Genomic DNA, 21,552 nt, shown 5'->3' on the forward strand with positions numbered 1-21,552 from the left:
TCCATAATTTGTATAGCCATATTGTTACTATGTGTGTAAGCATATAAGATTAAAGCTCCTAAAAAAGAAAACAAACATGCTATAAGAGTGAGCTTTATTAATATGTGGCCGGGCTTTACAATAGACGAGCTACCGATGATAAAAGAAATCATTGAAGAAAACGGACGAACAATTGTTATAGATCATAACAATTATAACCTTATTATTGATAGTGTTTTTGGTCAAAGAACTATTAGTAATAAAGATAGTATAAAGATATTTTTTACCGGTGAATCCGTTAGACCAAAGCTAGAAAATTATGATATATCTATAGGTTTTGATTATATAGATCATCCAAATTATATAAGAATACCTTTATATTATATGTATTGTACTAATGACGTCAGTACTGAATATAAACGCTCAAAATACAATCCGAACAAAACGTATTTTGCTTGTTTCTTAGTCTCTCACGGTATAGAAGATCAAACGACGGCTGCATAGCAAGAAATCGATTTTTTCATAAATTATCGCTGTATAAAAAAGTAGTAAGCGGCGGTAAATATTTAAATACTGAATCTACAATTATACCAAAAGAAAAAACTCGTGAATGGTTATCTAAATGTAAATTTGTTATTGCTTTTGACAATAAAACATATGAGGGGTATGTTACTGAAAAACCTTTTCAAGCTTATTTAGCAGGAGCAGTACCTATTATATATGCAGATAAAAGTTATATAAAAGATGTAAACCCTAATAGCAATATTTGCTAAAGATTATTCAGAAGAAGATTTATATAATTATATTATTTCTGTTGATAAAGATGATGCAAAATATTATAAGATATATAATAATAAAATTGTACCGACTTCAGAAAATAATTACATCGCAGTAAAAGAAACATTACCTTTATTAAATAACCTATAATGCGACAAATTAAAAACTATTTTTATAATATCAATTATAATTATTTGTTTATCATTGCTTTTTATATTTTTAAAAACTTATCAAATAGGTTCTACTCCACTTGAAGAAAAAGATATTAAAATTTTTATAGTAAACCTAGATCGCAGCACTGATAGATATAACAATATTAGTAAACAATGCGACAATAATAATTTATTCTATGAAAGGTTTAGTACAGTAGACGGTTATAATTTATCTATAACAGATGCAGGGGGAAAAAGATTTACCGGTTTAGATGTAAAAAATAACCCTGCTCTTTTATCCCTTGATAACGGTTATACTGTACTTTGTCCTTCGGAAAATATAAATTATTATTCCGATAGCAAAATATTAAATCATACTTTAACGGCAGGTGAACTCGGTTGTTATTGTAGCCATAGAGAAATTTGGCTTAAAATGGTTAAAGACAATATACCTTATGCCCTAATAATAGAAGATGATGCTATACTAAATGACGATTTCCGTAATAAACTTTTAACAATGCTTAAGCATTTACCTACCGACCGGGATTTAATTTATTTGTCCTTGTCACACTCTAAAAACAAAATATTTTATAATATTTACAATAATCCGTATTTAAAGAAGATAGGTCATGGTGGTTACTTTAATACAACTACAGGTTATTTGATACACTTAAAAGCTGCTCAAAAATTTCTTGAATATAGCAAAAACTTTACTTTAGAGATTGATAATGTAATGTACCAAGCTTTTATGCATAGCGAAGTGCAGTCCTATGTCACCTCGCCTTTTTTAATACATGCAACACCTAATTCTGAAGATTCAATTATATTTGAAATGGGAAGCGCACATTAAATAACGTAAATTTACAACCTTAATCTAGGTTTTGTGGACACTGCTAATTGATTGGCTATTTTGCTGCAAAATAGCCAATCAATTAGCAGTGTCCACAAAACCTAAGCTATGGTACTTCTTCTGTAGGATCAATATCAATAACTGTATCATCGTTTGTGCCTGAGGCAACCTTATTAAGCCAAGTAAGGGCAGTAGCGGCTTTCTCGGCAATATTCTTGCCTGCACTAATAATTGCCTTGCAGACATTTAAATCCGATATATATTAAAAGCACTATCGCTACGGTCAATCTTGGCCGCATCATTATAGTAAAACTTTTGACAAAACACATCATTAGTTAATTTTTCGCTGGTGATATTTTCTATAACTTTATTGCCGCAATATGTTGATACTAATAAATAAGCAAGACGCATGAATTTAACAGAAATTGATGCATAAAACATTGGATCTTCATAAAATTCTAATGCTGGATTACGAAAATAAAAACAGATATAATCCAAAATCAGTGTGGCTATTGCCGCACATATAGCAGTACTCTTCTATCCATGATAGGTACTAATGTCTGATTCAATATTGTTAAAATCTATATCTTGAGTGGTACGTTTATTATATATTGCCTGAAGTTTTATTTGCGTATTCTTATCTTTTTTGGAATGTTTATATAGTAACTGAAAATATGGTTTAATTTCTTCAGCGGTAAATTTCTTATTCTCAATTAAAGCCGGTACAATTTTATCATGCAAAAATTTAATTTATTTATTTTGCATAAAATTTGTAACTTTACTTTGTTCTTCTACTACTCCTGCAACTGTATAATACCATCGTAAAGCCCGTATATATACAATTATATGATTAATAGTATCATTATTTAAAATCAATAGGCTGCAACCCTAAATTATATCTAAAACAAATCGCAGTTGTATTTACAGTATCATTAGCAAAGCTTGGAGTGTGATCAAATAAAAATTTAATATCTTCAGCATTGTCATTGTTATTTTCTAATGCTTGAAACATATTATTATTAATCTCTTTAGTTTGTCTATTTGATAAGACCGTACCGGGAAAAGATAATAAAATTTGTAGCATCGCAAGGCTAGTGCTCGGTAAAGCACATAATTCATACCAAGGATCCTTTGCGTCAATTACATATGAACGTAAAGCAATTACACCCACTATAAGAGAAACATAAGTAATGGCTATTTTACCTGAATGATTACTAACTAAAGCTGATTTTTCGGTTAACCAAGAAGCAACTTTGTGATCTTCATTATACTTATCAGTAGCTTTTTCTATTCTAGTAAGACTTTGCTCTAATGAATAATGAATTTATATCCCCTATATCATCTAGCATAGCATCAATGATATTCTTGTTTTCTACTCCTATTAACTTCTGTAGCTTTATACATAAAAAATGATCGCGATTATTTAGCTCTTCAAAACAATTGCTCCATTGAGAATGATCAATATTATTATCTTGATACTTTCCGGTAGCAGCTACTTTACTTAACATTGTTTCTAAATATTGAGGATAAATCACACTTTGATCTAGTGTCGGTAGATCTTTAAAATTTTTATCACAGAACCATATTTTCCATACCTCACCTAAATTAAAACTAGCAAGTGCTGTAGTAGTTTTCCATAATCTTACACCTAAATTTGATATATCATTATAATATTTTATTATTACTTCTAGTTTATTACTCATAATTTCAATTAAATAAATATTTAAAATATAAACATCTCTTAATATTTATTCAAATCTTTTATATATAATCATTTATAATCTTTAATTATTTTATTATGAGATAACATTAAAATCACACACGAGCAACCCCAGTTTATAATAAGAGAGAAGAGTATTGGGTTATAAAAGTTTTTAACCAAAAAAACAATAGTTGTGGACATAACATATCCTTTTTTATCTTCTATTTGCAACAAGATCTGATTAATGATATAAAAAATGTCAGTACCTGAATCGTTTATATTATAATGAGAATACTAGTAACAGGAGCTAATGGCTTTATTGGATCATATATTACAGCTGAATTATTAAAGAATAATTATAAAGTAATATGCTGTGTTAGAGATGTTGAATCGACCAGGAAAAAATTCCCTACTGCAGAAGTGATATACTGTGATTTTAATATAGACCTAACACCACAAAGCTGGATAAATAGATTAAATAACATAGATATAGTTATTAATGTATCAGGTGTGTTAACGTACAAAGAATTATTATATTTTAGCTCTTAGAATAGATGATGAAAAAAACACTGCTTATGCTTTTACTAAAAAAGCAGCTGAAGAATATTTACAAAAATTAGAAAATATAGACTGGATAATTTTACAACCGTCTCTTGTTTACGCAAGCGGTTGTTATGGTGGTACCTCGCTATTTAGGGCGCTTGCAACATTACCGTATTTTATTCCTTTAATAGGTGATGGTTTACAACAATTTCAACCTATGCATATTGATGATTTAACGAAAGTAATTATTCACTGTATAGAAAGGAAAAATCCACACATTATTAAAAATAGTTGGACCAGACATAGTGACCATAAAGGATATCTTGCTTGGATTTAGAAGATGGCTTGGAGTCAATCTTGGAAGACTAATAAAAATTCCTTTAATATTCATTAAAATAGCAGCTAAATTAGGGGATTTTCTAAAAATAGTACCCATTAATTCTACTGCGTATAATATGTCACTTCAACCTAATATTGCTGATAAAAAAGATTTTATCGATTTTACTTCTATAATCCCTAGAAACTTGCAACAAGGTTTTGCAACCGAACCTTTAACCGTACAATCCATATGGCACGCTAGGCTTTATTTTTTAAAACCTATAATAAAAATTGTCTTAGGACTATTTTGGATAATGACAGGAATTATTTCAAGCATTTTTATGATGCTAGTATGCAAATTATAATATCACTAGGATTTGATAAACAAATAGCACCTTACATATTATATGGAAGCTGCTTTACAGATATTATTCTTGGAATTCTACTAATTATCAAAAATAAAATAAATAGGATATGTAGTTTACAAATTTTATTAATACTAGCTTATACTCTACTATTAACATATCTTAAGCCAATATTATGGCTAGATCCGCTTGGTCCGATATTTAAAAATATTCCAATAATATTACTTACTTTAGTATTCATGGCGATAGAACGAGATAAATAATGGATTATCTTTTTATAAAAACTATTCATATTATTAGCTCTACCATTTTATTTGGTACTGGAATTGGTACTGCTTTTTTTATGTGGTGGGCAAATAAAACCGGTGATTTGAATGCAACGGCATATGCAGCTCGCACTACAGTTATAGCTGATCTTCTTTTTACTACTCCAACTGTGATAATTCAACCGGTTAGCGGCATAATATTAGTAAATATGCTTGGCTATAATTATTCTGATTTATGGCTTACCTTAACTTATATCAGATACATAATCGCCGGTAGTTGTTGGCTTCCGGTGGTATGGATTCAAATTCAACTACGAAATATGGCACTTGAAGCATTAAAACAGCGAATTCCCCTACCGGAAAATATTATAAATTATTTAAATTATGGTTCTACCTAGGCTGGCCGACATTTATCAGTTTGAGTATTATTTTTTTCTTAATGGTATTTAAACCGCTATAATACTAATTTAGGATAAAATTTATCCTAAATTAGTATTGTCCCGTGGTTAAGCCGGCGTTGTTGTGTGGATACCAACCCATCATTGCGAGCAGTCGTAGGTCTTTTGTTGTAGGCTCGTTTATGTCATTCCCGCGTAGGCGGGAATGACATAGAGAAGAAATAATATTTACGCCGGTATATCTCCAATAATCGGTTGTTTTTTGTTTGATTTTGTAGCAATGAGAGAGGTCATTATCGGTTCAACTAAGCCGTTAACTACCTCTTTTGTAATAGTAACACGCTGTTTTTTTAGCTCGGCAACTTTATACATACTATCAAGCAAAAGATGCTCAAGTATTGAACGAAGTCCTCTTGCTCCCGTCTTTTTAGCTAGAGCTTTTTCGGCAATAGCTTCTAAGGCTGAATCGTCAATTACAAGCTCAGCATCATCAAGCTCAAATTGTTTCTGATATTGCTTTACTATAGCGTTCTTAGGCTTAGTTAAAATTGTAATTAAAGCTTCTTTGTCTAACTCATCTAAAGTAGTAACGATGGGTAATCTACCGATAAATTCAGGAATTAAACCGAATTTAGTTAAATCCTCAATCTCTAGGGATTTAAGAATCTCACTATTATTTTTCTCTTTATCTATATTTACATTAGCTGCAAAGCCTATAGAACTATGATTAGTTCTTGAGGTTATAATGCTATCAATCCCCATAAAAGCACCACCGCAAATAAATAAGATATTTGAAGTATCTAACTGTACGAAATCTTGTTGTGGGTGTTTCCTACCACCTTGAGGAGGCACGGAAGCAACTGTTCCTTCCATAATTTTAAGTAATGCCTGCTGTACGCCTTCACCCGATACATCTCGTGTAATAGAAGGATTCTCCGATTTACGGGCAATTTTATCAACCTCGTCAATATAAATTATACCTTTTTGTGCTTTTGCTATATTAAACTCAGCTGCTATCAATAAACGTAGTAATATATTCTCAACATCTTCACCGACATACCCGGCTTCCGTTAAAGAAGTAGCATCCGCCATAGTAAAAGGTACGTCTAAAATTTTAGCAAACGTTTGAGCAAGTAAAGTTTTTCCTGAACCGGTAGGACCGATCAGTAAGATATTCGACTTATTAAGCTCAACGTCATTATTGCCGGATTGTACATATTCAAGCCTCTTATAATGGTTATAAACCGCTACTGCTAAAATCTTTTTCGCTTGATCTTGCCCAACTACATAATCATTTAGAATTCCACATATTTTTTGCGGCGTTGGAATTGAAGAAGTAATTTGCTTTAAAGCAACTTTACTTTCTTCTTTCATAATATCTGTACATAAATCTATACATTCATCACAAATAAATACTGCAGGACCTGCTATCAGTTTTTTTACTTCATGTTGTTTTTTACTACAAAACGAACAAATCAATTCTTTTTTCTCAGCTTCTACTACCATTAACTTTCTTTCTTATGTTTATTTTAACAATTCTTACTATAATACTCTTGCGTACATATAATAATCTTTATGCTCATTTGCAACTATTTCATATTTTTTAAGAATTCCTTCCCTAGCAAAACCGCATCTCTCAAGAAGATTAATCGAACGAAAATTATCAGTAATTACTGTTGCTTGTACTCTTATAATACCAATATCATCAGCAAATTTTAAAATATTCTTTATAGATTTTAGCATCATACCTTGACCCCAAAAATTAGGATCTAGATCATAACTTATTTCTGCTCTATGATGCTCTAGATTTATTATATTAAAACCGGCAGTACCTATTAATTTATTATCGTCTTTAATGGCAATTCCCCAATAAAAACTTCTATGATTTTTATATAAACTAGACCAATAACGTATTTCCTCTCCGGCTTCTTCTACGTCTTTAGGCCTATTGCTATCAGTTATATAAATAGCCATTTCCGGCTTACTCATATAATTAAAATAATCGTGTGCATCCTCCGCGGCTAACTCTCGTAAAACTATATCGTTTAAATCAAGCATAGGAAAAGGGGCATACAAATGTCCTCTATTTATCATATATACTAACTATTTTTCTGTATAATATAAATATTGCATATTCATACAGAAGATTTTTAAATAATGAGTATACAAGGTGAAAAACGGTTTCCACCTTGTATACAAATTTACTTCATATTATTTTATTATTAATTTTACTTATGAGTATATATCTATAATTATACATACTTAATCGGGTCTTGTACATTATTCTTTTTAAAAGCATCAAGTCGTGCAATGCATGATAGACATTGGCCACAAGATAAACCGTCTTCTGTTGGATCATAACATGATATTGTTTTACTATAATCTACTCCAAGCTCAAGCCCTTTTTTAATTATTTGCTCTTTGGTCATATTTATTAAAGGAGCATGGATAGTAATTTTTTCTCCATTTACTCCTACCCTAGTTGCTAAATTTGCCATTGCTTCAAAAGATTTTATATATTCAGGACGACAATCAGGATAGTTAGTATAATCATTAGTGTGTACCCCAATAAAAATATCTCTAGCTCCTATCACCTCAGCAACTCCTAGTGCATAGCTTAAAAATATTGTATTACGTGCCGGTACATAAGTAACCGGTATGTCACTTGGTAATTGATCTGTGTTTTTAAATTTTGGTACATCTATATTATCATCAGTCAATGCAGAACCGATAAATGACTGCAAATCAATATTAATAACCCTATGTTGTTTTACATTATAATCTTTAATTAATCCTTGGATTTTTTGGACTTCCGGACTATTGCGTCTATGATAATTAAAACTTAGAGCATAAATTTCATAATCCATTTTGCTCACTATCTCAAGAACCGTAGTAGAATCAGGTCCACCGCTTAATAAAATAACTGTTTTTTTTTTCATTGTTTTACCGATAAAGTTAATTTTTGAGATACTAAAGCATTTAAACTAACTTTTGCTCTAAGTGCTTCAAGTACTAAAGCTCGATGCACACGTTTATCTACTCTAACATTAAACTGTCCGCTATACTCTTTCCTAGACGGAGCTAAGGGAATAGATTGATTATGACTTATATAACGTTCTTTTATTAAAGTCCAAGCTTGTTGTAATTCTTGCAGTGCTTTTTCAGGCGAATTGCCAAAAGCTGATACATTCGGTAGCTCTTCAAATCTTGCTAGCCAATCTCCATCCGTATCTTTCAAAAGTTCTATAGTAAACCCGTCAAATGTATCATTTGTTTTCATCTTCATTTCCTTTTGCAAAGTTTAAAAATTGTCGAACTTGATATTCTTTTGCCATATTTCCAAAAGTGTGAATAGATAACCTACTTCCTTTGGGCGAGTACCAAATCTGATGGCTACCTTTTTGCCTCTCTTTAACCCAACTGCACTTAGTCATTAAAGTATGAATCAGAGAAACTCAATCCTTTATGTTTAGCTTTTTTATTTATAAGTTTTATATACTAATTCATATTGTAACTATATATAGTTACAATATATAAGTCAAATAATATATGTTAATACAATAAATATTCTTGACTAACTCCTTCTGATAATCTAAATTTACGTTGTTAATTTATGGCGGGTGTAGCTCAGTTGGTTAGAGCATCAGGTTGTGGTTCTGAGGGTCGCGGGTTCGAATCCCGTCACTCGCCCCATATTTGGGAATTGTTGTGTGGTTACCAAATCATCATTGCGAAGAAAATTACAAAGTAATTGACGAAGCGATCTAGTAAAAAAAATGCTAAAATTAGTACTTTTTTATTATTTTTCTGGATTGCCACGTCGCTTCGCTCCTTGCAATGACGATTTGACATCCATACAACAACGCCTACAGTCACTCGCAATGACATTTTTTGCTTATGGATATCAAACTTTTATATAGACTAGCTAAATATCTAAGGTTCTATAAAAAAGATTTGATCATCGTTATGATCTCTTTACTTAGCGTATCAGCTTCATTATTACTAATCGGTAGTGTTTTTAGAAATTTAGTTGATAAAGGCTTGAGCAAAGACCATATTTTATCGGTTGATAAATCTATATTATATATTTGTTTATTAATTATCATCTTAAGTATTGCTAGTTTTTTTCGTTCATATTTTATCAATAATGTTGCTGAAAAGGCAGTTAATCAAATAAGAAAAGAAGCTTATAGTAATTTAATTAATTATGAAATTGAAGAGTTTGAAGAACTAAAAGTCGGCGATATAATTTCACGCCTAACAAATGATATAGATCAAATATCTACTCTCATCGTTAATTTCTTATCTTTTTTTATTCGCAATTCGGTGATGCTAATTGGCAGCATTACATTAATGTTTTTTGAAAGCTTTAAACTCGCTTCTATAGTAATTATTACCATTCCTATCTTATTAATTCCTTTAATTAAATTCGGCAAGCATGTTAAGGTTTTATCTAAAAAAGCTCTAGAATCTAAGTCATTTTTAGCATCGGATATTGATGAAACTTTTAATAATATTAGAGCTATTTATGCTTTTAACCATCAAATAAACAAAATTGCCGATTTTGACACTAAATTACAAAACTATTTAACATACTGCAAAACCCGTTTAAAAATTCGTGCTTTATTCTTTGCGATTTCAATAGCCGTTATATTTCTTGCGATTACTTTAGTCGTTTGGATCGGAGCTTCAGATATAGTGAAAGGTCATTTATCTGCGGGACAAATTATCTCGTTTATTTATTATGCGATTATCGCCGGAGTTAGCTGTGGCGGTATTTTTGAGCTACTAAGCGAAATGCATTTACCTATTACAGCCCTTGAGAGAATAATTACAATTATAGATAAGACACCTATAGCACATAATAATTATTTAGAATTAAATAATTCCGATCCAATCTCGATAGAATTCAAAAATGTCGATTTTACCTATCATTCAAGGCCTAATTTAAGGATTATTAATAACATGTCTTTGAAGATAAATGCCAATAAGTTTCTTGGTATTGTAGGTAGATCAGGTGCAGGAAAAAGTACTGTGATACAGTTACTGCTGCGTTTTTACCAGCAAGAAAACGGCACTATCCTTATTAACAATCAAGATATAACTCTTTTAAATCCTGCTGAAATTCGTAAATTAATTGCCTATGTTCCTCAAGAGGCTAGCATTTTCTCCGGCACTATAAAATCAAATATTATATTCGGTAATAATGAAGCAAGCGACGACGAAATAAATGAGATAATAAAAATTACAGGAATAGAAGAATTTGCTGCTAAACTTCATGACGGTATAAATGCTAAAATCGGTGAAAGAGGGGTTAGATTATCAGGAGGACAGAAACAAAGAATAGCTATTGCTAGAGCATTACTACGCATGCCGCAAATTTTGCTTCTTGATGAGGCAATGAGTGCTTTGGATACGATGAGCGAACAGAAATTACTAGAGTCTATAAAAAAAATAATGAAAGGGAATATTATTATATCAATTACCCATCGCATTAGTAGTATAGAATCAGCTGATTATATTTTAGTAATAGATAAAGGAGGAGTAGTCGCTGAAGGATCACATAATGATTTATCTAAAAACTCAGAAATTTATCGAAATATTTGCAGAGAGCAGTTAACAATATAAAGGGGTAATTCCTGCGAAAGCAGGAATCCAGTCAACCTTAATGTCATACCACGCCTTGATCGTGGTATCTTAGGGCATAATCTGTGATACAAGATCCCGTGGTCAAGCCACGGTATGATATTGAGGCTTTTTACTGGATTCCCGCTTTCGCGGGAATGATAATAAAGTATATAATTGATATATTTGTTACAATAAAAGTGCCTTAATATAAAAAAAATTTAAATGTTTAATATAATTTAGCTTGAAAGCTGCCTTGGCTTTGTTATAATTGTAATTACAAAACAAAAAAGGTTTACAAAATGAAAAATTTATTAAAGATTTTATTAATTCTAGCTTGCGCAAGCCCAGTATTTGCTTCATCAATGCAAATGCCTGACCCAACTTCAGTTACAACAACCCAAATACAAGCTATGAGTACTGACGATCAACAAGCTTGGGTTGCTAGTTTAACAGCAGGTCAGTATAATATGTTAAGTCCTGATGTCCAAAAATGGGTAATGGAGAATACTACCGATACTCAAAAACAAGCTTTAGGAATTAATCAGTAATATTTTAATTAATTTTTAAAATTGATAGGGGACTGTTAATAAAATAATTTTAATTGATAATTAAAAAGAATTTTTAGCGAAAATTAATAAGATTTTTGAAGGAATAGTTAATCCTATTTCAAAAAAGCCTTATAATTTGCAGTAAAAATAAATTTAATTAGCTTTAGAATTTATTGTTAATAGTTCCACATGTTAGGGATCATTATTCTTAACATATATCACTAAAAGTTTCTGCTTGCACTTCCTTTCAGTCTTCCTGTTATCGTGTCATGTATATACTCCTGATAAATAAAAATTGCTAGACGAGCATAAATATTCATTTATTCTTTCTTTAGTAAAACAATACACTAATTATTGTAAGCTATAAGAATATAGAAAGCTAATTTGTTGTGTGGCTTTGCTGCCATTCCTGCGTCCTTATTTATGTCATTCCTACAAAAATGTTGTTGCATGGATCGGTTTTTCCGTCATTGTGAGAAAATTTATAATAGTAAATTGACGAAGCAATCTTGGGAAGAATTCCTGAGATTGCCATTCTCACTAACGTTCGCTCGCAATGACGACTTAGTATCTATGCCACAATGCCTCGCAGGGATGACATCGCGCAGGCTTTCGGATTCAATAATACTTTGCTAAAATAACCTCAAACTAACAATTACTTTATGAAATTAATTATTACCGTAATCATCATGGAAATACTCGCTGGAGCAGAAATAGATTTATTCGTTCCAAGTTTTCCTGAAATACAAGATACATTCAACCTTTCAACTTTTATGACAGAGTTACTACTTGGTGTTAATCTAACTGCTTATTGTATTACTTCGCTTATAGTCGGTAATTTAGGAGATAGGTACGGACGCAGACCGATTATTATACTCGGTTTACTGATTTTTAATCTTGGTAGTTTATTTTGTGTATTTGCAAATAATTATGCAGTTATATTATTTGGAAGATTTTTGCAAGGATGCGGGATATCATCGGTGGCAGTGCTAGTATATGTTGTTCTTGCCGATATTTATTCGGTACAAGAACAGCAAAGATTAATGGGCACTTTAAACGGCACTATTGCCCTTTCTATGGCAATAGCACCAGTTATAGGTAGCTACATCAATTTATTTTGGAGCTGGCGTGGCAATTTTGTTTTGTTGCTTATAGTAGGTTTGATCAGCCTAATGCTTAGTATATTATTTATTCCAAAAAGAAAAGTTAATAAAAAAATACGTATTTCTTTAAAAGAATATATACCTATCTTCAAATCGCCAAAAGCTATATATTATATACTTACAATGATATTTCTTGCACAAGGATATTGGATATTTATTGGGATTGCTCCTATTTTATATATGCAAGATTTAGGTGTAACTTTAGAATATTTCGGACTTTATCAAGGAGCAATGGCGGCTCTATTCTCAATTATGAGCTTTTCAAGCGGTTATTGCTTTAAAAAATTCGGTATTAAAAATTGCTTCTATTTTGGAGTTATATTTATAATACTATTCCTACTAGGAAATAGCATATTAGTTGTATATAATATTAATAACCCTTTAACCATAACAATAGTTACTTTATTATTATCTCTTGGCGTGATATATCCGATTAACATATTATGGCCATTGCTTTTAGAAGCTATTCCGGACTGTAAAGCTCGTATGACGGCTATTTTCACTGCGGCTAGATTGATTTTAACAGCATTTGGGCTGCAATTAGTAGGATTTTTATATAACGGTACTTTTACTCCTCTTGGCATTACTATATCCAGTGTTACGCTATTTGGGTTAGTAACATTACCTAAATTATTTAAGTACGATAAAGTCTTTGAGATTTCTAGTAACGTGTAGATGTCTTTATGTCATCAATTGTGTCGTCATTGCGAGGAAAAACTGTAAGTTTTGACGAAGCAATCTCAGGAATTTGTTATTATTTCATAAGATTACCACGCAGCCTACGGCTGCTCGCAATGACAAAAAAGCTGATTCACGTAGGAATAACCTAGAAACGGATGTAAGAAAAAATAAACAAATGATCAATAACAATTTTATTTTCAAGATAGCTTTCAGATATTTTAGAGCTAAGAAAAACGAAAAGTTTGTTTCTATTATTTCTGCCTTTTCTTTAGTGGGCGTAATGATCGGCACTGCAGCATTGATAGTAGTCATGTCCGTTATGAACGGTTTTCATATAGAGCTTACTAAAAATATTATCGGCTTAAATGGGGATATAGTGATAAATCGGCAAGGTGGTAGTATTGATAACTATGAAGAGATTAAAGCCAAACTCCTAAAACAAGATTATGTAAAGCATGTAACATTCATTGCTCATGGTCAAGCTTTGGCTCTTGGCAAAAGTAATAATAGCGGTGTGCTTGTTAAAGGTATGAAATTAAAGGATCTAAGTGTAAGAAATGAAATTTTTAAAAATGTACATTTTGGTAGTTTTGATAATTTTCACGGCAAAAACGTAATAGCACTCGGAGAACAATTAGCAAGCAATTTAGGCATAACCGTTGGGGATAAGATTAGATTAATTTCACCGAATTCAGTTTCTACCGCCTTTGGCAGTATGCCAAGATCAAAAGAATTTAAAGTTATAGCAATTTTCAATAGCGGTATGTATGATTATGATTTGACAACGATATTAATGCCACTTACCGCAGCACAAAATTTCTTATCTCTCGGCGACGATATTAATTTAATCGAAATTAATAGTCTAGATCCCGATAAAGCTCTCGCATATTCATATAAAATACAATCACTATTAGGTCCAACCCTATATGTATTTAATTGGCAAACCTTAAATTCACAATTTTTAAGTGCTCTTGCTGTTGAGCGTACGGCTATGTTTACTATTCTATCTTTAATTATTACGGTTGCCGCATTTAATATTATTTCAAGCTTATTTATGCTTGTTAAAGATAAAACTTCAGATATTGCAATTCTTAGAACTATGGGAGCAAGCACTAAGCAAATAATGCTTATTTTTATCTATAACGGAATGTTCATAGGATTACTTGGCACAACACTAGGTGTAATCCTTGGTGTTACCTTTTCTTATAATATTCAAACTATCAAGAATTATTTGGAGCGTATAACCGGTACTAAAATTTTCGAGGCAGCTATTTATTTTCTTTATAGTTTACCTTCAAAAGTAAGAGCTGAGGATATTATTTTAATTACCTCTTTATCTATAATATTGTGTTTTCTTGCGACAATTTATCCTTCTTATAGAGCCTCAAAATTAAATCCTGTGGATGCCCTCAGATATGAATAATACAGTCCTCATTTTAAAAAATATCTCAAAACATTACAGCCAAGGCAAAACTATTGTTAGAGTACTAGGTGAGCTTAATCTAACGGTTAATGAAGGTGAATTAATCGCTATAATAGGTTCTTCAGGTAGCGGTAAATCAACTTTACTACATATTGCCGGCTTGCTTGATAAACCTACAAACGGTCAAGTCATCATACCAAATAGCAAGTATCAAAAATATCATCTCATTCGTCTTCATTATTTAGGTTTTATCTATCAACAACATCACTTACTTAAAGATTTTACCACTCTTGAAAATGTTATTATGCCAAGGCTTATTAGTGGTCTTGATCAAAAAGAAGCAATAGAAGATGCAACAAAGATATTAGATGATTTAGGGCTTGGGAAAAAACTCTATAATATGCCCGGAGAATTATCGGGAGGAGAACAACAACGGGTTGCTATAGCTCGGAGCTTAATTAATAAGCCGAAAATTATTTTAGCAGATGAACCGACAGGTAATTTAGATCCCAAAACTACAGATGAAGTATTTAATTTATTTTTAAAAGTAGCAAGAGAACAAAATACCGCAGTTATTATGGTAACACATAACCATGAGTTAGCACATAAAATGGATAAATTATATAAGCTAAAGCACGGATTATTAAATATAGCTTGATTTAAAGCTCAAAAATTCTAATAATTATATGTAGATTCTGTGAAGATTTCTAAAAAGATTTAATTTTGGCTCTTTTTTGCTGCAAATTATAAGATTTTTTTGAAATATGAATAACTATTCCTTCAAAAACCTTATTAATTTTCACTAAAAAATATCTTAAAATAGTAAATCAATTAGAAATTTTCACACCTCATATTCTTTTAATAAAGGTTAGTAATGGCTGAGCCTATTATATTTACTCTTTTACTTGGAGATGAAGATCGGATATTAGAGAAAATCAACAAGCAGGAAGCTCAAAATAAACTGCCTATTATCAGGCTAGAAGTTAACAAAGCATCACATATACCTGATAAAGAACGTATTTTTTCGGAGATCTTACAAGAATCCCACAAAAAGGGCAAAACACCGATTTTGAATATTCAACTTAATAACAATAATATACAACCTATTTTTGAGGTACAAGATTTAATTAATTTACAAAATGTAAATATAAAAACTACTATTACTTTTGATCAATATAATTCATTACCCCAAAATTCTGAACTAGAAGCTTATTGGAAGCAAATTATGAAAAAAGTTGATCATGTCTTTTTTACAAATAAAGCAGATCAAAATTTATCTATAGCCGATGGTATAGTACCAAAAGATAAAACCACTACAATTACAGATATAAGTTCAGTAACATCTGTTTTTAACAATCTTGTATATGATCGTAAAATTGATCAATTACTTTCCGGTACAATACCTGATAAAGAAAAGCTAGATAAAATAATAAAAAACGCTAAAAATCAAGGCGGTAGAGTGATTATAGAAACTTGGCCTCTTTCTGCAGACGAAGCAACAAATCTTATCACTACTAAATTCGGTATTACCTCTGAAGATCAAATTTACGGATTGAAACTCGAAATCAATGAAATCCTAAAAGATTCAAATAATGCTGCTGAAAACTTTAAAAAATATGTATCACAAATATCTAAGCAATTTCAAAAAGATTTAGGTAAAACTGAGGTAAATCCTATTGACTTTAATTTTAATACAAAGAAAGTTATGAATGATAGACCTAAGGATATACAAGTAGAACAACCAACAGCATATGAACCTCCAAAAGCAAAACAATCACAACCGCAAGGTTTTTTTAAAAGAATTTTTAACTATTTTAAAGGTATAATAACTAGTTTTAAAGAAGCAATATTCGGCAAAAAAGAAGAACCTAAAACTCACGAATCAACAACTCCAACTACGGAAGCAAAGCCGACAATAACAGAAGAACCACTAACCACTGTTGCATCTTCTATAAATCCACCACAACAGCAAGCTCCCGCTAATAATCAAAAACCATGGGAAAAATTAGGAATTCCACAGGAAATGTATAAGGAATCTCTAAAAGCAGAACAACAATTAGCCAAAACAGTAATAGAGCCAAAACAGCAGATACCTGAAAAAAAATCATCACCGGTTATAAATACTGAAGATCAAGTTGGTGTTTATAATACAGGAAATATAAAACAACCTACTTATTTATACACTGAAGATGATATAAAAAATATATTGGAAGCAAATATAGATAAGAATATGTTCGCTATATTTCATCATGCCTCTTTAGAAGAGCCGGAAATACTAAAAGATACTCTTCGTGTTACAGTAGAGGGTTTAATACTAGATAATAAGCCTGCAATTATACCACTAAATACAGGACATAAACATTGGTTACTCTTAATGGCTAGTAAAGATGATAAAGGTAATATAAACTTTATGTATAATGATCCCTATGGTGAGCCATTAGAATCTCGACCAAAAGTAACAGAATATATTACCGCAATTTATCCCGATGCAAAAATAACAGACCTAAATACCAAACAACAAGAAAATGTATATGATTGCGGAGTTTTCGTATGCGATAGTGCGATAAAACTCTCTAAAGGGCAAAAAATTCTAACTACTGAAGAATCTAAAGAACAAGGTATAAATTTAAGGAAAGCTCAAGCTAATACATTATTAATACAGCAACAAGCAATAGCGATTGGACATGAATCACGCAAGACATCATCTACAAATAACAAATTTCAAAATCTTATTAACAGCCGAAAAACAAAAGATACTGAAAGAAGTCGTTGATAACAAAAAAACATTAGGCAAAATCTATAATTACTAATATAATTACTTATAGTTAATTTATATTTTAACAAAGAATGACTACCGTACTTGTGATCGTTATTATAATCATGATCGCCTTATCTGCTTTATTTGCCGCTACCGAAACTGCTATTACCGCTTCTTCCCCAGGGAAGATTCATAAGCTTAAAATCACCGGTAATAAGTGTGCTAAAACAGTTTTAGAGGTTCTTAAGAAAAAAGAAAAGGTCATAGGAACTTTATTAATAGGTAATAGTTTAATCAATACTGTTTGTACCACTATTGCTACTACTCTCTTTATTAGCTTTCTTGGAGATAATGGACCCATTGTTGCTTCCGGCGTTATGGCTTTTATAATTATTGTTTTTGCCGAAGTAGTACCGAAAGCAATAGCTGTTGCTAAACCTGAACAATTAGCATTAAAAATGGCTTCAACTATCGTAATATTTTTAAAGCTTTTCAAACCTATTAATATTGCTCTTGATTACATTACAAAAATATTTTGCTTCATATTTCGTATTAATTTAAATCCTCAAATATCAGGAACGGAAGAAGTAAGAGGCGTGATTGAGCATTACCATCAAGAAGGCGGAGTTTATAAATCTGATCGTAATATGCTCGGCGGGATATTAGATATACGTAATATGACGGTATCAGAAATTATGACTCACAGAAGTAGTATTATAGCCCTTAATATCGACCTACCTCATGAAGTGATAATTAAAACTTTATTATCGGGTGCTCATACACGTATACCTTTGTGGCAAGATAATAGAGATAATATAATAGGGATTTTCAATCTAAAAGATTTGCTTAAAGCATTATACGAAAATAATAATGATGCAAAAAAAGTTGATATTAATAAACTTCTAACACCACCTTGGTTTATTCCTGAGAATGCACTTGTAGTAGACCAGCTACATGCATTTAGAGAACGTAATAATCATTTTGCTTGTGTTGTAGATGAGTATGGTACTTTACTAGGTATTATTACTCTTGAAGATGTTATAGAAGAAATCGTAGGACCCATTACTGATGAACATGATAGACTTAATAATGAAATTATCAAGAAGTCTAATACCGAGTTCATTATAAAAGGGACTACGACTATTAGAGATATTAACCGAGAACTTGATTGGAATTTATCGGATGAAGATGCAAACACTATAGCAGGATTAATAATCCATAAAATTGCTAGAATTCCAAATCAAGGGGAAGTAATTGAAATATTTAATTTAAAGGTAATTATTTTAAAGAAAATTGCCAATAAGATTGATAGCGTAAAAATTACCGTGTTACCTACTACCGAGGAAACAATAAGCAGTGAGTGAAATCGGTAATTTTTTACTGCTAACAACGATGTGCTTGTCGGTTATCGGTTTGTCTTTTGTCTTTTATATCATTCCTGCGAAAGCGGAAATCCATAAAAAATCTCTATTTTATAGACTGGATTCCCGCTTTCGCGGGAATGACAACTACCTCATTACTTTCCCCTTCTACATAGCTGCCTCATGTGCTATACTTGCCTTTTTTACCCTAGTCTATGCTTTTATTATCTCTGACTTTTCACTACAAAATGTTTTCTTAAATTCCAGTACTTTAAAACCTTTAATATATAAAATAGCCGGTAGTTGGTCGAGCCACGAAGGCTCAATGTTATTATGGTTTTGTTTATTACAAATCGTTAGTTGCTGTTATATATTTTTACTTGAAGATAACCGTCTTAAATTTTTATCTATTATTATTCTATCAGCCATACAATTATTTTTTAGCAGCTTTATTTACTTTACCTCCAATCCTTTTAACGTGTTTTCTTTCGTTCCTAAAGAAGGGTTAGGCTTAAACCCGATGCTACAAGATATTGCTTTGAGCATCCATCCTCCTCTGCTTTATTTAGGCTATGTTAGCTATGTAGTACCGTTTACTATTGTTTGTGCCTCTATGTCATTCTCATACCCACTTATGTCATTCCCGCGAAAGCGGGAATCCATTAATGACATAAGACTTCTCAAAACATTTTCCAATATCGGTATCTTATTTACTACCATAGGAATTAGCCTTGGTTCTTGGTGGGCATATAGAGAACTCGGCTGGGGCGGATTTTGGTTTTTTGATCCGGTAGAAAATATTTCACTATTTCCTTGGTTATCCGGAATTATGCTCCATCATTCTATAATTGTAACAACAAAAACCGGACGTATGCAAAACTGGACGATAATTTTATCCATCATTACTTTTTTATTAGTAATATTTAGTACTTTTTTAGTACGTTCCGGTTTTATTACCTCAATTCACTCTTTTGCATTCTCACCTGAGAGAGGAATATACTTGCTTGGGATATTTTTGATTATGGGGATTGGTAGTATTGGGTTGTATACTACCACGTCATTGCGAGGAAATGCATTAGCATTGACGAAGCAATCTCAGGAAACTAACCGAGATTGCCACAGCCACTTTCGTGGCTTCGCAATGACGAATTGTGGAAACTCCATACTCCTCGGTAATATATTCCTCCTTCTTAGCCTTATTGTGCTAATAGCTGTCACACTTTATCCGCCAATTTACTCTTTATTCGACGATAAACCTATTATTATTAGTGAAACATTTTTTGTTAATAATTTTATTATATTTGTTATCCCTATTCTTGGTACCATAGGATTATTTACTACCAGAAGCTCTATCAAAAAACATATTATCATTCTAATATTATCTCTCATAATTACTTATTTAATATCATTAAAAGTAACATTTAGTGTTATATCGATTTTAACTATAATCGCATCTATATTTCTTATGCTTCATAATATTCATTATTTTTTGGTTAAAACTAATTATTGTAGAAATAGACTTAAAGCAAGTAATGCTAGTATGATCCTTGGGCATTTTGGTTTTGCACTAATTAGTTTTAGTATTACTATGAATACATTATTACAAAGTGAAATGGATTTTACCGGCAGAGTAGGAACAAGTAAAACATTTAACGAATTTAAAGTAACATTGCAAAATATTAAGTTTGCTCAAGGTAAAAATTATTATAGACAAATCGCTGAATTTTGGCTTGAGGATAATAGCCGTAATATAACTATATTAAAGCCGGAAAATAGGCTTTATATAGTTGAAAAGAGTTTATCGCAAGAAAGTGATATATACTCTTACTTATCATATGATCTTTACGCAGTTTTAAGTAATATAGACGGCGATATAATCCATGCTAAAATATATTACAAGCCAACGATGAGCTTTATTTGGCTTGGAATTATTCTTACCGCGTCCGGTTTTTTTATTGCACTAATCAGAAAAAATTCTAGCTAATTTGAACCATCACATTTAAGGCTTAAAATTTTTATACTATTCGGATGATCAGCTCTGAATTTGTTCTATCTGATTATTACGGAATTTTTCATACCAAAATTTCTTAGGTAAAGTACAACTAGCTTTAGCGGCTTCAAAATACATATTAACGCCAGTTTAGGATAAGGGAAGTTGTGAATTGTTTAAAAAAGGTATAAATTTATTAGTTTTAGTAAGATTAAAAGCATTAACACAAGCTAGAATATGAACTAAAAAGTTGTTAGGTGACCTATGTCTTGAATGTTCAAGATTCATGTTTTTCTTTAATACACGTTAAGAATAGACTTAATTAACGATCTTTTACGAAGTAGTATCTTATCTTCTAAATCTAATAGATAGATTCTTCATATCTTTCCTTATTCCTGTAAATAAATGCAAGCCTCTAGAGTTTAATATGCTAAATAAATCCTTAGAGATATAAGCTTTATCACCAAAGATTTTGCCTTTTAATGCGGTAGTTATACTGCTTGCTACTGATAAATCACTACTATTTGCTTTGGTAATGTTGACTGCCATAATTTGACCTTTATTATTAATTCTATATGTAACTTAAAACCCATAAACCAACCATAGCTACTCATACCTATTTTAGCAATATTACTAAACACTCGATTATT

General features: G+C 31.2%; 25 protein-coding genes, 1 tRNA gene and 2 pseudogenes. 17 read left to right on the forward strand and 11 right to left on the reverse strand.

The window, feature by feature from the left end; genetic code table 11:
• The first annotated feature begins 102 nt into the window (after window positions 1-102).
• The 3 genes from A3305_RS08710 (at window position 103) to A3305_RS01220 (ending at window position 1,758) form a co-directional block, all read left to right on the forward strand.
• On the forward strand, window positions 103-483 hold the full coding sequence (locus tag A3305_RS08710; protein WP_014392675.1) for a hypothetical protein: 381 nt from the start codon (window positions 103-105) through the stop codon (window positions 481-483).
• Window positions 435-752, forward strand: a complete 318-nt coding sequence (locus tag A3305_RS08715; RefSeq protein WP_041860536.1) for a glycosyltransferase family 10 domain-containing protein — start codon at window positions 435-437, stop codon at window positions 750-752. The genes A3305_RS08710 and A3305_RS08715 overlap by 49 nt, the downstream gene beginning before the upstream one ends.
• A gap of 208 nt (window positions 753-960) precedes the next feature.
• Window positions 961-1,758, forward strand: a complete 798-nt coding sequence (locus A3305_RS01220) for a glycosyltransferase family 25 protein (RefSeq protein WP_014392676.1) — start codon at window positions 961-963, stop codon at window positions 1,756-1,758.
• A 106-nt stretch (window positions 1,759-1,864) separates the two neighbouring features.
• Here A3305_RS01220 and A3305_RS11400 read toward each other — a convergent pair.
• The 4 genes and pseudogenes from A3305_RS11400 to A3305_RS09930 form a co-directional block, all read right to left on the reverse strand.
• A pseudogene (locus A3305_RS11400) lies at window positions 1,865-2,085 on the reverse strand (hypothetical protein).
• Window positions 2,086-2,295: 210 nt separating this feature from the next.
• Window positions 2,296-2,499: a hypothetical protein gene (locus A3305_RS09920; RefSeq protein WP_226983946.1), complete on the reverse strand. Its 204-nt coding sequence runs from the start codon at window positions 2,497-2,499 to the stop codon at window positions 2,296-2,298.
• A 121-nt stretch (window positions 2,500-2,620) separates the two neighbouring features.
• Window positions 2,621-2,929: a hypothetical protein gene (locus A3305_RS09925; RefSeq protein ID WP_226983947.1), complete on the reverse strand. Its 309-nt coding sequence runs from the start codon at window positions 2,927-2,929 to the stop codon at window positions 2,621-2,623.
• Window positions 2,930-3,050: 121 nt separating this feature from the next.
• Entirely contained in the window at window positions 3,051-3,461 is a 411-nt protein-coding gene (locus A3305_RS09930) for a hypothetical protein (protein WP_041860538.1), read from the reverse strand.
• Between the two features lie 284 nt (window positions 3,462-3,745).
• On the opposite strand from A3305_RS09930, the gene A3305_RS09280 reads away from it, so the two are divergent.
• The 5 genes and pseudogenes from A3305_RS09280 (at window position 3,746) to A3305_RS01235 (ending at window position 5,412) form a co-directional block, all read left to right on the forward strand.
• Window positions 3,746-4,009, forward strand: coding sequence for an NAD-dependent epimerase/dehydratase family protein (locus A3305_RS09280; RefSeq protein ID WP_014392677.1), 264 nt, complete (start codon window positions 3,746-3,748; stop codon window positions 4,007-4,009).
• A 1-nt stretch (window position 4,010) separates the two neighbouring features.
• Window positions 4,011-4,340: an NAD-dependent epimerase/dehydratase family protein gene (locus A3305_RS11405; protein WP_331270783.1), complete on the forward strand. Its 330-nt coding sequence runs from the start codon at window positions 4,011-4,013 to the stop codon at window positions 4,338-4,340.
• A complete protein-coding gene (locus tag A3305_RS09935) occupies window positions 4,309-4,686 on the forward strand; it encodes a hypothetical protein (RefSeq protein ID WP_226983948.1) in 378 nt (125 codons plus the stop codon). The genes A3305_RS11405 and A3305_RS09935 overlap by 32 nt, the downstream gene beginning before the upstream one ends.
• Window positions 4,674-4,949, forward strand: coding sequence for a DoxX-like family protein (locus A3305_RS09940; RefSeq protein ID WP_167884956.1), 276 nt, complete (start codon window positions 4,674-4,676; stop codon window positions 4,947-4,949). Before A3305_RS09935 ends, A3305_RS09940 begins: the two co-directional genes overlap by 13 nt.
• Window positions 4,949-5,412, forward strand: a pseudogene (locus A3305_RS01235) (DUF2269 family protein). The gene A3305_RS09940 and the pseudogene A3305_RS01235 overlap by 1 nt, the downstream one beginning before the upstream one ends.
• Window positions 5,413-5,578: 166 nt before the next feature.
• Here A3305_RS01235 and clpX read toward each other — a convergent pair.
• The 5 genes from clpX to A3305_RS09945 form a co-directional block, all read right to left on the reverse strand.
• Window positions 5,579-6,856 (reverse strand): ATP-dependent Clp protease ATP-binding subunit ClpX, encoded by a 1,278-nt coding sequence (clpX, locus tag A3305_RS01240; protein ID WP_014392679.1) that lies wholly within the window; start codon window positions 6,854-6,856, stop codon window positions 5,579-5,581.
• 36 nt (window positions 6,857-6,892) lie between these two features.
• Window positions 6,893-7,444 (reverse strand): GNAT family N-acetyltransferase, encoded by a 552-nt coding sequence (locus A3305_RS01245; RefSeq protein ID WP_014392680.1) that lies wholly within the window; start codon window positions 7,442-7,444, stop codon window positions 6,893-6,895.
• Window positions 7,445-7,602: 158 nt separating this feature from the next.
• Window positions 7,603-8,289 (reverse strand): 7-cyano-7-deazaguanine synthase QueC, encoded by a 687-nt coding sequence (queC, locus tag A3305_RS01250; RefSeq protein WP_045799469.1) that lies wholly within the window; start codon window positions 8,287-8,289, stop codon window positions 7,603-7,605.
• The gene (locus A3305_RS01255) at window positions 8,286-8,630 is read right to left on the reverse strand and encodes a toxin-antitoxin system HicB family antitoxin (RefSeq protein WP_014392682.1); all 345 of its coding nucleotides are present in this window, start codon (window positions 8,628-8,630) and stop codon (window positions 8,286-8,288) included. The genes queC and A3305_RS01255 overlap by 4 nt, the downstream gene beginning before the upstream one ends.
• A complete protein-coding gene (locus A3305_RS09945; protein ID WP_014392683.1) occupies window positions 8,617-8,784 on the reverse strand; it encodes a type II toxin-antitoxin system HicA family toxin in 168 nt (55 codons plus the stop codon). Before A3305_RS09945 ends, A3305_RS01255 begins: the two co-directional genes overlap by 14 nt.
• Before the next feature lie 182 nt (window positions 8,785-8,966).
• On the opposite strand from A3305_RS09945, the gene A3305_RS01265 reads away from it, so the two are divergent.
• The 9 genes from A3305_RS01265 to A3305_RS01310 all read left to right on the forward strand — a co-directional run bounded on the left by A3305_RS01265 (window position 8,967) and on the right by A3305_RS01310 (window position 20,896).
• Window positions 8,967-9,043, forward strand: a tRNA-His gene (locus tag A3305_RS01265).
• Between the two features lie 204 nt (window positions 9,044-9,247).
• Window positions 9,248-10,978 carry an ABC transporter ATP-binding protein gene (locus A3305_RS01270; protein ID WP_014392684.1) on the forward strand — a complete coding sequence of 577 codons (1,731 nt, stop codon included), beginning with the start codon at window positions 9,248-9,250 and terminating at the stop codon, window positions 10,976-10,978.
• Between the two features lie 299 nt (window positions 10,979-11,277).
• Window positions 11,278-11,526: a DUF2673 domain-containing protein gene (locus tag A3305_RS01275; protein ID WP_014392685.1), complete on the forward strand. Its 249-nt coding sequence runs from the start codon at window positions 11,278-11,280 to the stop codon at window positions 11,524-11,526.
• Window positions 11,527-12,188: 662 nt separating this feature from the next.
• Window positions 12,189-13,364 carry a multidrug effflux MFS transporter gene (locus A3305_RS01280; RefSeq protein WP_014392686.1) on the forward strand — a complete coding sequence of 392 codons (1,176 nt, stop codon included), beginning with the start codon at window positions 12,189-12,191 and terminating at the stop codon, window positions 13,362-13,364.
• A 181-nt stretch (window positions 13,365-13,545) separates the two neighbouring features.
• Window positions 13,546-14,793, forward strand: a complete 1,248-nt coding sequence (locus A3305_RS01290; protein WP_014392687.1) for a lipoprotein-releasing ABC transporter permease subunit — start codon at window positions 13,546-13,548, stop codon at window positions 14,791-14,793.
• Complete coding sequence (locus tag A3305_RS01295) at window positions 14,786-15,451, forward strand: ABC transporter ATP-binding protein (protein ID WP_014392688.1); 666 nt, start codon at window positions 14,786-14,788, stop codon at window positions 15,449-15,451. The genes A3305_RS01290 and A3305_RS01295 overlap by 8 nt, the downstream gene beginning before the upstream one ends.
• Before the next feature lie 216 nt (window positions 15,452-15,667).
• Window positions 15,668-17,566 (forward strand): Ulp1 family isopeptidase, encoded by a 1,899-nt coding sequence (locus A3305_RS01300; RefSeq protein WP_014392689.1) that lies wholly within the window; start codon window positions 15,668-15,670, stop codon window positions 17,564-17,566.
• A 74-nt stretch (window positions 17,567-17,640) separates the two neighbouring features.
• Window positions 17,641-18,915 carry an HlyC/CorC family transporter gene (locus tag A3305_RS01305; RefSeq protein WP_014392690.1) on the forward strand — a complete coding sequence of 425 codons (1,275 nt, stop codon included), beginning with the start codon at window positions 17,641-17,643 and terminating at the stop codon, window positions 18,913-18,915.
• A complete protein-coding gene (locus tag A3305_RS01310; RefSeq protein ID WP_081120776.1) occupies window positions 18,908-20,896 on the forward strand; it encodes a heme lyase CcmF/NrfE family subunit in 1,989 nt (662 codons plus the stop codon). The genes A3305_RS01305 and A3305_RS01310 overlap by 8 nt, the downstream gene beginning before the upstream one ends.
• 354 nt (window positions 20,897-21,250) lie before the next feature.
• On the opposite strand, the gene A3305_RS11410 is transcribed toward A3305_RS01310, so the two are convergent.
• The gene (locus tag A3305_RS11410) at window positions 21,251-21,451 is read right to left on the reverse strand and encodes a transposase (RefSeq protein WP_014391701.1); all 201 of its coding nucleotides are present in this window, start codon (window positions 21,449-21,451) and stop codon (window positions 21,251-21,253) included.
• Window positions 21,406-21,543, reverse strand: a complete 138-nt coding sequence (locus tag A3305_RS11415; RefSeq protein ID WP_014392693.1) for a transposase — start codon at window positions 21,541-21,543, stop codon at window positions 21,406-21,408. Before A3305_RS11415 ends, A3305_RS11410 begins: the two co-directional genes overlap by 46 nt.
• Window positions 21,544-21,552: the final 9 nt, after the last annotated feature.

This window comes from Rickettsia amblyommatis (assembly GCF_002078335.1).
Classification (GTDB): Bacteria; Pseudomonadota; Alphaproteobacteria; order Rickettsiales; family Rickettsiaceae; genus Rickettsia; species Rickettsia rickettsii.

What these genes read in the sequence shown, in the direction of transcription:
- A3305_RS01270 (WP_014392684.1), top strand. Translation starts at nt 9,248, where the DNA reads ATGGATATCAAACTTTTATATAGACTAGCTAAATATCTAAGGTTCTAT.
- A3305_RS01280 (WP_014392686.1), top strand. Translation starts at nt 12,189, where the DNA reads ATGAAATTAATTATTACCGTAATCATCATGGAAATACTCGCTGGAGCA.
- A3305_RS01275 (WP_014392685.1), top strand. Translation starts at nt 11,278, where the DNA reads ATGAAAAATTTATTAAAGATTTTATTAATTCTAGCTTGCGCAAGCCCA.
- A3305_RS01305 (WP_014392690.1), top strand. Translation starts at nt 17,641, where the DNA reads ATGACTACCGTACTTGTGATCGTTATTATAATCATGATCGCCTTATCT.
- A3305_RS01295 (WP_014392688.1), top strand. Translation starts at nt 14,786, where the DNA reads ATGAATAATACAGTCCTCATTTTAAAAAATATCTCAAAACATTACAGC.
- queC (WP_045799469.1), bottom strand. Translation starts at nt 8,289, where the DNA reads ATGAAAAAAAAAACAGTTATTTTATTAAGCGGTGGACCTGATTCTACT.
- clpX (WP_014392679.1), bottom strand. Translation starts at nt 6,856, where the DNA reads ATGGTAGTAGAAGCTGAGAAAAAAGAATTGATTTGTTCGTTTTGTAGT.
- A3305_RS11410 (WP_014391701.1), bottom strand. Translation starts at nt 21,451, where the DNA reads ATGGCAGTCAACATTACCAAAGCAAATAGTAGTGATTTATCAGTAGCA.
- A3305_RS09280 (WP_014392677.1), top strand. Translation starts at nt 3,746, where the DNA reads ATGAGAATACTAGTAACAGGAGCTAATGGCTTTATTGGATCATATATT.
- A3305_RS01245 (WP_014392680.1), bottom strand. Translation starts at nt 7,444, where the DNA reads ATGATAAATAGAGGACATTTGTATGCCCCTTTTCCTATGCTTGATTTA.
- A3305_RS01300 (WP_014392689.1), top strand. Translation starts at nt 15,668, where the DNA reads ATGGCTGAGCCTATTATATTTACTCTTTTACTTGGAGATGAAGATCGG.
- A3305_RS09930 (WP_041860538.1), bottom strand. Translation starts at nt 3,461, where the DNA reads ATGAGTAATAAACTAGAAGTAATAATAAAATATTATAATGATATATCA.
- A3305_RS01255 (WP_014392682.1), bottom strand. Translation starts at nt 8,630, where the DNA reads ATGAAAACAAATGATACATTTGACGGGTTTACTATAGAACTTTTGAAA.
- A3305_RS09945 (WP_014392683.1), bottom strand. Translation starts at nt 8,784, where the DNA reads ATGACTAAGTGCAGTTGGGTTAAAGAGAGGCAAAAAGGTAGCCATCAG.
- A3305_RS08710 (WP_014392675.1), top strand. Translation starts at nt 103, where the DNA reads ATGTGGCCGGGCTTTACAATAGACGAGCTACCGATGATAAAAGAAATC.
- A3305_RS09940 (WP_167884956.1), top strand. Translation starts at nt 4,674, where the DNA reads ATGCAAATTATAATATCACTAGGATTTGATAAACAAATAGCACCTTAC.
- A3305_RS01290 (WP_014392687.1), top strand. Translation starts at nt 13,546, where the DNA reads ATGATCAATAACAATTTTATTTTCAAGATAGCTTTCAGATATTTTAGA.